Consider the following 12,670-nt stretch of genomic DNA (forward strand, 5'->3'; position numbering starts at 1 on the left):
TTCTCAACTTCATCCACCAGCCGCCGCCGCCGAATCCGCTGGCAGTACAGTTTTTCGTTGCAATCAGTTCATCGCATTTTGCCTCATTCTTCTTCGCGATTCAATTGGTTGGTGGATTGCTTTTGCTTTCGGGATTCTTTGTGCCGCTGGCTCTCACGCTGCTTGCAGCGGAGTTATACAACATCCTTGCTTTTCATTTGACGCTTGCGCCGGCGAGCATTGCTCCGGGGCTGGTGGCGTGCGCGCTGTGGATACTGGTCTTTCTTCAGTACCGCGAGAGCTTTAAGGGCATTCTGGCTGCAAAACCTGCGGTGCAGGGATAGCCTGGCTTCGCAACAGGGAGACGCTGCGACTTCCTGCTGCGGAGCTGGTTGAGACTGTTACGAAACTATTGGACCGAGCCCGGTTGCCTTGAACTTCCAGTCAACAAGGCAATTCACGCAGCGGCGGCGATGCGGCGGATCAGGTCGGCCTGCTCGTTCTGGTTTTCTGCGCCGATGGTGAAGGCGTCGAGCACGCCGGTTCCAAGTGCGAAGCGCAGGGCCTCGTCCTGGCGGTTGCGCATGGCTCCCTGGCCGAGAATCTTCATGCCGATGATGCCTTTGCCCTGCGCGCGCATTTCCTTGATGACGCCGATGACGGTCTGCGGGTCGGCGTCCATGTGCGCGCCAACGGGGTTCAGGCGCACCAGGTCGACTTCCACCCACGGCGATTTGGCGGCGGCACGAAGCGCTCCGATGGAGTGGCAGGAGACGCCGTGGTGGCGGATGATGCCTTTCTCCTTTGCTTCGGAGAAAACGTCCATGACACCGCGATAGCGGTCGGTCCAGTCGTCTTCCGTGACGCAGTGGATGAGGCAGATGTCGATGTAGTCAGTCTTGAGTTCTTTTAAATAGCGATAGAGGTCGGCGCGCGCTTCCTTGGGATCGCGCGAGTCGCACTTGGTCATCACGATCGCTTTATCGCGCTGGATGTGCTGCAAGGCTTCGGCGACGTTAGGATGGCTGCCGTAGGAATCCGCTGTATCGAAGAAGATCAGACCGTTGTCGAAGCCATTCAGCAGCAGCCGGGTGCCGGAACCGCTGCGCGTCTGGTTGGAAGACCCTCCGAAGCCGATGGTGCCGGTACCCATAGCGAGGCGGCTGGTGCGGATTCCGGTTTTGCCGAGGACGACGGTATCTGTCGCCTTGAACTTCTGTGTAAGCGGCGGAATCTCAATGGGCTTTGCGAAGCTGACGGGTTTCAGATAGGCTGCGCCAACTCCGGCGGCTGCCGCGGTGAGGAATTTTCTGCGGTTCATACGCCTTTCCTCCTGCTTGCCCAATTTTGAAGGAATTTTACTCTTAGTTCGATGCTGCCGGCGTAAAGAAGAGGCCCGTTTGCCCAAAATTCACGATTTCTCAACGGGCCAGGCGGCAGGGCGGCGTCCCCACCAGAGCCACATGGCGAGCGCCATGAGAACCAGCAGGGGAATGATGAGCACGCTGCCTTCGGGGCCGGTGGCGCCGCCGCTCCAGAGCAGCGGGCCAGTGGGATGCTCGGAGAAGAGATGGCCCTGCGCGGTCATGCCGCTGTCCGATGTGCCGTAGAAGTAGGTCTGGCCCCAGTCCCATGCGGCATGGAAGCCGATGGCCCACCAGAGCGAGCCGGTATACCAGAGGCTGAGGCAGAAGACTAGGCCGACGGCTGCGGCGGAAAACAGCCCAATCGGCGATTCGCCGGCGTTGGTTTTGTGGACGAATCCGAAGATCGCGGAGAGCAGCAGCGCTCCCCACCAGAAGCCGATGCCGCGCGCCAGCGTGAACTGCAGAAAGCCTCGCAGCAGCGACTCTTCAAAGAGCCCGGTGAAAAGAAATGCCAGTCCCCAGATGGCGGCATTCTTCCACGCCTGCGTGCCGTTGAGATGTCCGGCATCAAAGGAAAGAAAGCCGAGCTGCCATAGCAGGCCGATCAGAGCGGAGATGGCGATGAATCCCCAGACGAGGCCTGAGCAGAAGCGGACTGCCCTGGCATTACCGGAATAGCCGAACACACCGATCCGGCGTTTTTCGATGAGCGCCATGACGGCGGTTGCTGCGAGCACGAGAGCGAACTGTGAGATTTCGAGGAAAAGGCTGACAAATGGCGCGACGGGCGCTTTAGGGCTCAGGTGCGATTTCAGGAATGCTCCGAAGACGAGGAAGTACAGCAGGGCGAGCACGATGAATATGGCGACGAAGAGCAGAGTGCTCCATCCGGAGCGGATGCCGTTGTTGCCTATGAATATCCAGCGCGCGTTGCGCTTTGGGGTTTCGATCTGGTTTGGCGGATTTGTTTGTGTCGGCTCGTCCAACGTGGTCTCCGATGTTTGGTGAATGAACCATTTTATGTTGTTTGATGGATGTGAAGCTGGAAGAGCAGGTCCTTCGCTCCGCTCAGGATGACAACGACATTATGACGGGATGAATTTCAAGAATTTACGCCGAAGGCGTGTGTGCCCAGCCTGCCCTGAGCGAAGTCGAAGGGGCCAGTCCCTTGACAGGGAGGGCGGCTCCGGCAATCCTAAGAGTTTCCTATTACTAATTTCCCTCGGGGAGTTCGCACCATTTTGAAGGTACGTGTCTTTTACCACGACAAGTGTTTTGACGGAGCATGCTCGGCTTCATTGTTCGCGCGTTTTCATCGCGAGCGCATCACAAAAGATGCGGAATATACCTATCATGGCCTGGTGCATCGCGCCGGCGCCTTGTTCAATGAGGCGGATTTTATCGGCGATGAAAACGCCATTGTCGATTTCAAGTATTCGGCATCGCCGAAGATTACCTGGTGGTTCGATCATCATCTGAGCGCGTTCCTTACGCCCGAAGATCACCAGGATTATCTGAAGGGCATGGAAGATGGGCGCTACGGCAATCGCCGTTTCTATGATCCGAATTACACATCGTGCGCCAGCTTTCTCGCATATATTGCGGAGACGCGCTTCGGGTTCAATGCCGATCCGGTGGCAGAGCTGGTGAAGTGGGCGGACATTGTGGATGGCGCGCTTTATGCGAGCCCGCAGGCAGCGGTTGAGATGGCGGAGCCGGCGATGAAGCTGACGCTGATTATCGAGTCCACGCAGGACCCGGTGTTTGTGCCAAAGCTGATTCCTCTGCTGACCGAGATGCCGCTGGCCGAAGTGCTGGCACAGCCCTTCGTGTCATCGCTGTTGCCGCCGCTGCTTGAGCGGCACCAGCAGGCGCTGAAGCTGATCGGCGAGCGTTCGGAAGAGAAGGACGGCACGATTTATTTCGATATCACCGATCACCAGCTCGAGGGATACAACAAATTCATCCCCTACTATCTGCATCCCGAAGCCACGTATTCGATTGGTCTGTCGAAATCGAGCTTCCGCACGAAGGTGGCTGTGGGCTCAAATCCGTGGACCAAGGCGAAACCGGAAGACATGCTGAACCTGGCGGAGATTTGCGAACGCTATGGCGGCGGCGGACATGCGCGCGTGGGGGCGATCAGCTTCCCTCCGGATAAGAGCGACCTGGCGCGCAACGCTGCGGCGGAGATTGTGGCTGAGCTGAGGGCGCATAATCCCTTGAAGTGAATGATGAAGATTTGGCGCAGTCTTATATTGAGTTGGGTTTGCTGCGCTGCGGCTTTCGCGCAGAGTGCGTGGACCATCAGGCCATTTACGCGGCCAGCCAGCGGCAATCCGGTGATTTCGCCGAACCCGTCATCTACCTTTGACGATCCCATAGATCACAAACCCATACATTGGGAGGCATTGCACACTTTCAATCCTGCGGCGATTGTGCGCAATGGCAAGGTGTACGTGCTCTACCGCGCCGAGGATAATACCGGCGAAATGACGATCGGCATGCACACGTCACGCCTTGGCCTGGCTGAAAGCAGTGATGGCATCCACTTCACGCGCGGCGCGGCTCCGGTTTTCTACCCCGCGGAAGATGCGCAGAAAGACCGCGAATGGCCGGGAGGCGTGGAAGATCCGCGCATTGTTGAGTCAGAAGATGGAACTTATGTTCTGACCTACACGCAGTGGAATCGCAAGACGTACTCAGTGGGCATCGCCACGTCGCGCGATCTGACGCACTGGACGAAGCATGGCCCTGCATTTCTGACGGCGGCCAATGGAAAGTATGCGAACCTGAAATACAAGTCGGCGGGTATTGTTACGCAACTGCACGACGGGCGGCTGATGGCTGCGCGTATCAAAGGCAAATACTGGATGTTCTGGGGTGAGGGTTCTATCCGTCTTGCTACATCGACGGATTTGATTCACTGGTCTCCGGTCGAAGATGCGCACGGCGAGCCTCTGGAATTGCTGAAGCCGCGTTCAGGGCATTTTGACAGCACTTTTCCGGAGACGGGACCTCCGCCTGTTCTCACGAAGTCAGGAATTGTAGTCATCTACAACGGCAAGAATGCGGTCGAGGGCGGAGATCCGGCGCTTGGATCGAATGCCTATGCTGCGGGCGAAGCGTTGTTCGATGCGAATGATCCTTCACACCTGATTGCGCAGACCGATGCTCCGGTTCTGAAACCTGAATTGCCTTACGAGAAGACCGGGCAGTATGCTGCAGGAACGACATTTGCCGAGGGGCTAGTCTTTTTTCATAACCAGTGGCTGCTGTACTATGGCTGCGCAGATTCATTGGTGTCTGTGGCAATTGCTCCTTTAAACAAATAAATTCATCCTTTCTCAAGATAAGCCCATCCAAAATGCGGGAGAGACAGATATGAATGTGGTTCTCATTGGCGCAACAGGGATGATCGGCAGCCGTGTACTGCAGGAGCTGGTTTCGCGTGGACACAAGGTGACGGCAGTTGTCCGCGATCCTTCGCGTGTTCCTGCGAATCCGGCGGTGAAGGCAGTCAAAGGGGATTTACTGAACACGTCGGAAACGGCAGACATTCTCAAAGGGGAGGATGCGGTTGTCAGCGCGTACAATCCGGGAAGTGATTCAGGAAAGATCGTCGATGCGACACATTCGCTCATCGCCTCGGCGAAGCAGGCTGGAGTGAAGCGCGTGATCGTTGTTGGCGGCGCTGGAAGCCTGTTCGCTGCTCCGAACCTGCGCGTGGTGGATGCTCCCGGCTTTCCGCAAGAGTGGAAGGGCATTGCGCTGGCGCATGCTGATGCGCTCGAAGTGCTGCGCAAGGCTGATCTTGACTGGACCTATTTCAGTCCCGCCGCTTTGATTCAACCGGGAGAACGCACCGGGAAATTCCGCCTTGATGCGGATAATCTGATCGTGGATGCGCAGGGCAACAGCAGGATTTCTGCTGAAGACTATGCCCTTGCGCTGGTGGATGAGTTGGAGAAGCCGCAGTATATTCGCCGACGGTTTACTGCGGCGTATTAAAACCAACTATCCCAGGTTAGCTTCGCTCCGCGAACCCTTCGACTCCGCTCAGGGCAGGTTCTGGGGCACCCATGGAAGTGATTACCGGAGAGCCTATTTCTTTGGCCATTCCGGTTTGCGCTTTTCAAGGAACGCGCGAATGCCTTCCTTGAAGTCTTCCGTGGTGCGTGCTTCGGCATTCGCGGCGATGGCGGCTTTCATCTCTCGATCAAGCTGATCTTTTGTAAATTGCCGCAGCAGGCGCTTGGTGGCCTGCATCGCTTCCGGACTGTTCTTCACCAGCAATTGAGCGAGCTTGTGAGCCTCGGGCATCAGCTCGGGCGGGTTCACTACTTTATTTATCAATCCAAATTCGTATGCTTCCTGGGCGTCGATCAGGCGTCCGGTGAGCAGCAGGTCACGGGCGCGTTTGTCGCCGATCTGCCGAACGAGGAATGAAGAGACGATTGCGGGAATGAAGCCGATCTTCACTTCCGTGTAGCCGAATTTTGCTTCCGGTACGGCGAGCGTAAAGTCGCAGATGGTTGCCAGCCCCATGCCTCCGGCGACTGCGGAGCCATTCACTGCGGCGATCGTCGGCTTGCTCAGGTCGTAGAGTGTGCGCAGAAGATGTGCAATGCTTTCTGAGTCTTCGCGATGTTCTTCGATGGTCTTTGTATGCAGGGCTTCGAGGTGTTCAAGATCGAGTCCGGCGCAGAAGGCCGGGCCTGCTCCGGTAAGGATGACCACACCTGAGTCAGAATGCTCTGCTGCTTCGAATGCGTGGATCAGCTCCTCAATCATCTGCGGATTGAGCGCATTGCGCCGCTCCGGACGATCGAGCGTGATGGTGAGAATGCCTTCTTTTCTTTGAATGCGCAACATAGTCTATTGCCGGGTTGGGCCGAATTTTTCGGCGATGGCGTGGTTGGCCGCGAGGATTCCGTCGAGCGGCTGCAGCTGCGGCAGGTCTGAGCTGAGGCGTTCGAGCTCCGCGACTGCCAACTCTGTGGCAATGTTGCCGACCAGCGCATCCTGCGCGAAGGGGCAGCCGCCGAGGCCTCCCATGGCCATGTCGAAGCGCCTGCATCCTGCGCGATACGCAGCGGCTACCTTTGCGGCTACCTCGTCGGGCCGCGCATGCAGATGCACACCGATCTCAAGCGCGTCATTGATTGAGAGCACGGCGCTGACCAGCCGCGAGACTTCTTCCGGAGTAGCGAGGCCGACCGTGTCCGCAAGCGAAATCTGTTCGATGCCCATGTCGGCCAGCAGGTCGCAGGCGGAGATCACTTCATCGATGCTCCATGCATCGTTATAGGGATTGCCGAAGGCCATGGAGATGTAGGCCACGATGTTGAGGCCGGACTTGTAGGCGGCCTGGCCGATGGCTTCGAGTACATCGAGTGATTCTTCCGGAGTCTGGCCCTGATTGCGCTTCAGAAATTCCGGCGAGATGGAGTAGGGGAATCCAAGCGTGCTAACAGCCTCAGTCGCAATGGCGCGCTCTGCGCCTTTCTGATTTACGACGATTCCGATGATCTCGACATCGTCAGATGGATCGAGGTATTCGAGTACTTGCTCGGAGTCAGCCATCTGCGGGACAGCTTTCGGCGAGACGAAGGAGACGGCGTCAATGTGCTTGAACCCGGCAGCGATGAGGGTGCGCAGGTAGTCTGCTTTCACTTCGGACGGAATGGTCTTCGGCAGTCCCTGCCATGCGTCGCGCGGGCATTCGATGAGTTTGACGGCTTCGCTCATAGAGAACTGCAAAATCCCTTTTGAAGGCCCAGGGCTAAAGCCCTGTTGGTTTCCCAGGAAATTTCACCGGCCTGAAGGCCGGTGCTTCTACCTGAAACAATTTTGAAGCACGTTCTAATTTATAGATGCGCGAGCGCGACGACAATGGCGACGGCTCCAAAATGGACGATAGCCGTTGTGATAAGAGCGTGAATGAAGCCCCTTGAGCGCAACACCAGCGCCATCAGCAGGCCATAGAGAGGGAATTGCAGGTACATCAGCGCCTGCGAAAGGGCTATGGCGATTTCTCCGGAAAAGCCAAGGGCATGGCTCTGCGCGAGCTGCACATAAGGATAGAGAGTGCGCAAGGCATCGGGGCCGGCGAGCGCCATCACTCCGGCAGCGCGCACGGTGAGCGGCGTTACGGCGATGCCCACCAGCAAAGGCCACCATGAAAGCCATCCAGCGGATGAGGATTTCTTCTTCTTGGTGCGTCTGGCGGCGGTTGTGGTCGTGCCCATGACTCTGAGCATACTGTCTTGCTGTGTGAAGGAAAGTGGGTCAGTGAAGAATCGTCAAAATAGGGAACCAGAAACGACAAGCCAGCATGGTAGGATGCGCCTATGTTCAGAAAACATCTTGCAGTATTGTGCCTAGCCGTGCCCTGTTTTGCGTCTGCCCAGTCCATTCAGGACCGCCTGCAGCAGCTGATGAACACCTCGACGGGCGCGTGGACTGCTGATCAGGTCGCGAATATGGCGAAGCTGCGCGATGCTGCTATTGAGGACCCTTATGCTCTGAGCGAGCTGCATCATCTGACCGACAATATCGGGCCGCGCTTGAGCGGCTCTCCGCAGGCGCAGAAGGCGGTGGACTACGTTGCGGACGAGATGCGCGCTCTAGGCGCGGATGTGCATCTTGAGAAGACGCTTGTCCCGCATTGGGTGCGCGGCGCTGAGACTGCCGAGTTGGTCTCGTGGCCGGGAATGGCTGATGGGACGAAGCAGAAGATTGTGCTCACGGCGCTGGGCGGCAGCGTGGCTACGCCTGCTGATGGATTGACGGCGGAAGTCGTCGTTGCCGATTCCTTTGATGATGTGAAGAAGCTTCCGCAGGGAGCAGTGAAGGGCAAGATCCTGCTCTTCAATGAGAAGTTCGACAAGCGCCGCGCTGCGCAAGGCGACGGGTTATCGGCTTACGGGCAAGCGGTGATGTATCGCGGAGCAGGCCCGAGCGTTGCCGCTTCGCTTGGGGCTGTGGCCGTGCTGGTGCGCTCAGTGGGTGGCGCGGACTACCGGCTGCCGCACACCGGGGCAACCATCTATTCCGATGGCATCGAAAAAATTCCTGCTGCAGCAGTGACGGCGGAGGATGCAGACCTGCTCAAGAACCTCACGCAGCAGGGAACTGTGCGCATGAAGCTCACGCTTACTCCGCAGACGCTGCCCAAGGCCGAGAGCTACAACGTCATTGCCGACTGGAAGGGAAGCGAGCACCCCGAGCAGGTAGTGGTGGTTTCCGGGCATCTTGATTCATGGGACCTGGGCACCGGAGCGATCGATGACGGCGCGGGCATCGTCGTCTCCATGCAGGCAATTCATCTTCTGAAGCAGCTGAACATTCATCCCCGACGCACGGTGCGCTTCATTGCGTGGATGGATGAGGAGCAGGGTGGCTCGGGCGCGCAGACTTATGCGCAGGAATATGAAGGCGAGCTGAACCACCATATCGGCGCTATCGAATCAGATCTTGGCGCAGGGCATCCGATCGGCATTATGGCCGCGGGCAAGCCGGAGCTTGAAGGGTGGCTGCGTCCAGTGGCGCAGGTGCTTGCGCCGATTGGAGCCACCGTTATCACCCCGAGTCCAGAGGCCGGTGAGGATGTCGGGTTCCTTAAAAATGTGCCGCAGTTCGCTCCGAACCAGGACAGCCGCTTCTACTTCAACTATCACCACACGGCTGCGGATACTTTCGACAAGGTCAATCCGCAGGAGCTGAATGAGAATGCCGCAGTGATGGCGGTCTTGGCTTATGCACTGGCGGATTCCGGAGTTCCAGCTCCGCGATAGGCTCACGCAAATTTGGGAATGAAGGCGAGGGGAACCGAAACGATCGTGTGATCGTAGCAGTTAAGTAGTTATACCGGAAGTAGTGCATGCCGTCCTCGGCCAGTGAGAGCGTTTATGTAGGGAGAGCATCCATGAATCGAGACGCAGCTTTAAAGATCGTGCTGGCGTTGGTGGGGCTGCTTTTTTTGGCTTTGGTTTATCCCCTTGCAATATTCATGCGACAAGAGCCTGCGTTGTCGATGATGCTTAGCCTTTACGTCACTCTTGGAATTTTCCTGCTTCTGGCAATCCGCAACCCTTTCGCGAGTCGCAGCCTGATCGCCTTCACAGCGTGGTCCAGCTTCGCTCATGCTGCTGTGATGGGCACCCAGGCGTTGCGCAACATGATTTCGCGAGGAGAACTGATTGGCGTGGCTGTTCTCGTAGTCATCGGCATAGCCTTGACCGCGCTCGCGCCAGCAAAGCCTGTCTCGCTCCGTAGTGCTTCTTAAAGCCTTCGCTGGGAAGTTGCTCTTCCGAGATTGCCGATCATCGAAGGGGCTTTTTCTTTTTGGGTTTCGTGTTTTTCTCTTTGCGCAGCTTCCATGCAGTAGTCAGAGCGCCCCTTAATGAATTTTGATCGGCCTTCGCGAGGATGATATGGGTCATGCCCATGCGGCCCCATCCGCCTTTGATGGGCAGGAAGAGGTCAGGGCGGTCTGCAATGAAGGCCTGCTGCTGTTCTACGTCGAGCATGAGATTGCCGTAGCCTTCGCTTTGCGCGGCGAGGGTCGCGAAAATTCTTCCGCCCACGCGAAAGTCAGGCGAGCCCATGTGCGAGCTTTCCTCCACACCTTCGAGGCTTAGTGCAATCCGGCGAAAATCTGCTGCGTTCATGGCGTTGCTCAGGCGCTATAGAGATTGGTATCGAGGAACTGGTTCCTGAACTTGCCTTCCGGGTCGTAGTGCTTCAGCAGCGCTTTGAAGTCCGCGAGTTTTTCGTATTTTGCTTCGAGCTGCGCAGGCGGCAGGGTGAAGAGCTTGGCCCAGTGCGGGCGCGGATTGAAGGGAGCGAGCTCTTTTTCAATGAGCGGCAGAATCTGCTTCACTGCAGGCCACTCCGGCTTCCAGGTGAAGTGGATGGCGAGCGAGTCTTGTTTGTGAGCCATGCTCATCCAGAGATCGTCGGCGGCAATGGTGCGCAACTCCGTGATGAAGAGATGCGGCGTGATGCGGTCGCGCAGTTTTTCGACAGCGAGAATGGCCTCATAGCCGTGCTCGCGTGGAACGAAATACTCCGTCTGCAGCTCGGCTCCGCTGGAGGGCGTGAAGTTCATGCGGAAGTGCGGCAGACGCTCATACCATGGGCCGGGAATGCCCATCTGCTCGGTGCAGGGAGTGGCGTCATGTCGGGCAATGGGGTGCAGCTTGCGCGTGGCGAGCTTTGCGCCATAGAACTCGGGCGGCTGCGTGGATGGCGCGCTCTGTTGGATACGCTGCTTGATCCAGACCTGCGTGGCGCGGTGGTTCTGCCAGTCGGTGAAGAGGCTGACGCTGTATCCGCTGCCGAAAATCGTGTCGAGATTGTCTTTCAGCTGATCGAAGGATAAGTTCTCGTAGACCAGCTGCCGCATCTGGAATGTGGGCAGAAGGTTAAGCGTGACTTTTGTCGCGATGCCAAGGCCCCCGAGTCCAACGACAGCTCCGTGAAATGCATTGCCATCTTTGGCGCGCGAGAGTGTGGCGAGGCTGCCGTCCGCAGTGACGAACTCGAGGGCGGAGACGGCGGTGCTCAGGTTGCCGTTGTGGATGCCGGAGCCGTGCGTGGCGGTGGAGCATGCTCCGATGACCGTGACGTGCGGCAGCGACGCGAGGTTATGGACGGCGAAGCCGTGGCTGTCCAGATACGGAGCAAGCTGCCCGTATTTCACGCCTGCGCCGACGGTGACCGTGCGCGATGTCGGGTCAATGTTCATCTCGTCGAGATGCGCGAGCGAGATTTGGTTTTCCGTGCTGTCGGCAATGCTGTTGAATGAGTGGCGCGCGCCCAGCGCTCTGATTTTGTGGCAGCGCTTGACGGTCTGCTGAACTTCTTCCACAGACTTTGGCTCGAACAGATTATTGGTGCTGTAGGTATAGTTGCCGGCCCAGTTGGTGCGCGTGCCTGATGCCTGTTCGGCTGTAATGTAGTGGGACAAGGTAGCTCCACCTATGAGTATGCCCGAAGTTTTGAGGAATTCCCGCTTGTTCATGTTGGCAACCTTGTATCACGCGGGCGGACGACATGGCGAGTTATCTGGCTGGAACGCGCTGCCGGGTGATACGATGCGCAGTTGACCAAAACAGGATGATTGAGGTGCTTTGCAATGAAGCTGTCCCTGGTTCGAGTCGTGTTGATCTGCCTCCTGGTTTTCACTATGCAGCGGGCAGTTGCACAGGAGCAAAAACTCATTCCGCGTACCTCGCAGGAAGCTGAGCAGACGAAGCTGGCAGAACGCCGCATCAGCCTCGATGTAGTTGCAGCGGATGCGGCGGGTAATGCCATATCCGGTCTGCAGCAGCAGGATTTCACCATTTGGGACAACAACAAGCCGCAGCAGATTTTGTCGTTCGCAGCTTTGGAGGGGGCCAAGGCCGATCCGCCGGATGAAGTGATTCTGCTCGTCGACCTGGTAAACACAAGCTTTCAGCGCGTTGCTTATGAGCGGGACGCGGTCGCGAGATTTTTTCGCCAGAATAACGGCCAGCTGGCCTACCCTGTGACGCTGGTCGTGTTTACCGATAAAGGTACACAAATCCAGCCGCAGCCTTCGCGCGACGGCAATGCCCTGGCTGAGCTTCTCGCGTCCAATGGCTCGTCGCTGCGAATCATCGGACGCTCTACAGGAGTCTATGGAGCCGCAGAGAGGCTCCAGCTCTCATTGCAGACGCTGAACCAGCTGATTGATTTCGAGGGCAAGAAACCGGGGCGGAAGATGCTCGTCTGGATCAGCCCCGGCTGGCCCATGCTCGCTGGTCCGGGCATTCAGTTTGATGCCAGGCAGCAGCAGTCCTTCTTCAACTGGATTGCTCTCTACAGCAATGGGCTGCGAACGTCGCGCATCACGCTGTATGCGGTCGATCCGCTGGGAACGGATGCATCTATGATGCGCAGCTTTTACTACCAAAGCTATTTGAAAGGCGTGCGCAAGGTGGACCAGGCCAATTCCGGCAATCTTGCGCTGCAGGTTCTTGCGACGCAAAGCGGAGGGCGCGTGTTCAACGCGAACAACGATTTGCTGAGCGAGATCAACGCTTGCATTGCTGATGCGGCTGCCTATTATGTGATGTCGTTTGATGCCGCTCCGACTGAGCGGGCCAATGAGTACCATGCCCTGACGGTGAAGATCGGCAAGCCTGGGGTGACTGCGCGGACGAACTATGCCTACTATGGCGAGCCTTAATTCTTAACTATCCCAGGTTAGCTGCGCGAACCTGGGGCACCCCTTCTTTACGTACTGCGTCTTGTTCATTCTTGTGGAATCGATTCCAGATTCCTGCTCCAGC

The 12,670-nt window shown here is 57.5% G+C and carries 14 protein-coding genes; 7 read left to right on the top strand and 7 right to left on the bottom strand.

Annotated features, from left to right (window positions below; genetic code table 11):
• Positions 1-323: hypothetical protein (locus AC5S16_RS21890; RefSeq protein WP_493932249.1), on the top strand; the 323-nt coding region annotated here is incomplete at its 5' end.
• Positions 324-436: 113 nt separating this feature from the next.
• Here the strand turns inward: AC5S16_RS21890 and AC5S16_RS21895 are convergent.
• A complete protein-coding gene (locus AC5S16_RS21895) occupies positions 437-1,300 on the bottom strand; it encodes an aldo/keto reductase (protein WP_493932250.1) in 864 nt (287 codons plus the stop codon).
• A 90-nt stretch (positions 1,301-1,390) separates the two neighbouring features.
• The gene (locus tag AC5S16_RS21900) at positions 1,391-2,332 is read right to left on the bottom strand and encodes a CPBP family intramembrane glutamic endopeptidase (RefSeq protein WP_493932251.1); all 942 of its coding nucleotides are present in this window, start codon (positions 2,330-2,332) and stop codon (positions 1,391-1,393) included.
• A 255-nt stretch (positions 2,333-2,587) separates the two neighbouring features.
• Between AC5S16_RS21900 and AC5S16_RS21905 the strand changes: the two genes are divergently transcribed.
• Genes AC5S16_RS21905 through AC5S16_RS21915 form a run of 3 tightly spaced genes read left to right on the top strand, consistent with a single transcriptional unit; the run spans position 2,588 to position 5,357 of the window.
• Entirely contained in the window at positions 2,588-3,577 is a 990-nt protein-coding gene (locus AC5S16_RS21905) for a phosphoesterase (protein ID WP_493932252.1), read from the top strand.
• A gap of 27 nt (positions 3,578-3,604) precedes the next feature.
• The gene (locus AC5S16_RS21910; protein WP_493932253.1) at positions 3,605-4,681 is read left to right on the top strand and encodes a glycoside hydrolase family 130 protein; all 1,077 of its coding nucleotides are present in this window, start codon (positions 3,605-3,607) and stop codon (positions 4,679-4,681) included.
• Between the two features lie 49 nt (positions 4,682-4,730).
• Positions 4,731-5,357, top strand: a complete 627-nt coding sequence (locus AC5S16_RS21915; protein ID WP_493932254.1) for an NAD(P)-dependent oxidoreductase — start codon at positions 4,731-4,733, stop codon at positions 5,355-5,357.
• 93 nt (positions 5,358-5,450) lie between these two features.
• Here AC5S16_RS21915 and AC5S16_RS21920 read toward each other — a convergent pair whose 3' ends face one another.
• From AC5S16_RS21920 to AC5S16_RS21930, 3 genes are all read right to left on the bottom strand, one after another.
• Positions 5,451-6,221 carry an enoyl-CoA hydratase/isomerase family protein gene (locus AC5S16_RS21920; RefSeq protein WP_493932255.1) on the bottom strand — a complete coding sequence of 257 codons (771 nt, stop codon included), beginning with the start codon at positions 6,219-6,221 and terminating at the stop codon, positions 5,451-5,453.
• Positions 6,222-6,224: 3 nt separating this feature from the next.
• Positions 6,225-7,097, bottom strand: coding sequence for a hydroxymethylglutaryl-CoA lyase (locus AC5S16_RS21925; RefSeq protein WP_493932256.1), 873 nt, complete (start codon positions 7,095-7,097; stop codon positions 6,225-6,227).
• Between the two features lie 119 nt (positions 7,098-7,216).
• Positions 7,217-7,609: a hypothetical protein gene (locus AC5S16_RS21930; RefSeq protein WP_493932257.1), complete on the bottom strand. Its 393-nt coding sequence runs from the start codon at positions 7,607-7,609 to the stop codon at positions 7,217-7,219.
• A 90-nt stretch (positions 7,610-7,699) separates the two neighbouring features.
• On the opposite strand from AC5S16_RS21930, the gene AC5S16_RS21935 reads away from it, so the two are divergent.
• Both AC5S16_RS21935 and AC5S16_RS21940 read left to right on the top strand, forming a co-directional pair.
• Positions 7,700-9,145: a M20/M25/M40 family metallo-hydrolase gene (locus tag AC5S16_RS21935; RefSeq protein ID WP_493932258.1), complete on the top strand. Its 1,446-nt coding sequence runs from the start codon at positions 7,700-7,702 to the stop codon at positions 9,143-9,145.
• Between the two features lie 131 nt (positions 9,146-9,276).
• Complete coding sequence (locus AC5S16_RS21940) at positions 9,277-9,636, top strand: DUF6632 domain-containing protein (RefSeq protein ID WP_493932259.1); 360 nt, start codon at positions 9,277-9,279, stop codon at positions 9,634-9,636.
• A 37-nt stretch (positions 9,637-9,673) separates the two neighbouring features.
• Here AC5S16_RS21940 and AC5S16_RS21945 read toward each other — a convergent pair whose 3' ends face one another.
• Both AC5S16_RS21945 and AC5S16_RS21950 read right to left on the bottom strand, forming a co-directional pair.
• Complete coding sequence (locus AC5S16_RS21945) at positions 9,674-10,021, bottom strand: MmcQ/YjbR family DNA-binding protein (protein ID WP_493932260.1); 348 nt, start codon at positions 10,019-10,021, stop codon at positions 9,674-9,676.
• An 8-nt stretch (positions 10,022-10,029) separates the two neighbouring features.
• A complete protein-coding gene (locus AC5S16_RS21950; RefSeq protein WP_493932261.1) occupies positions 10,030-11,376 on the bottom strand; it encodes an FAD-binding protein in 1,347 nt (448 codons plus the stop codon).
• Between the two features lie 114 nt (positions 11,377-11,490).
• On the opposite strand from AC5S16_RS21950, the gene AC5S16_RS21955 reads away from it, so the two are divergent.
• Complete coding sequence (locus tag AC5S16_RS21955) at positions 11,491-12,567, top strand: VWA domain-containing protein (RefSeq protein ID WP_493932262.1); 1,077 nt, start codon at positions 11,491-11,493, stop codon at positions 12,565-12,567.
• The last annotated feature ends 103 nt before the right edge of the window (positions 12,568-12,670 follow it).

The organism is Acidobacterium sp. FHG110202_01 (genome assembly GCF_059115305.1).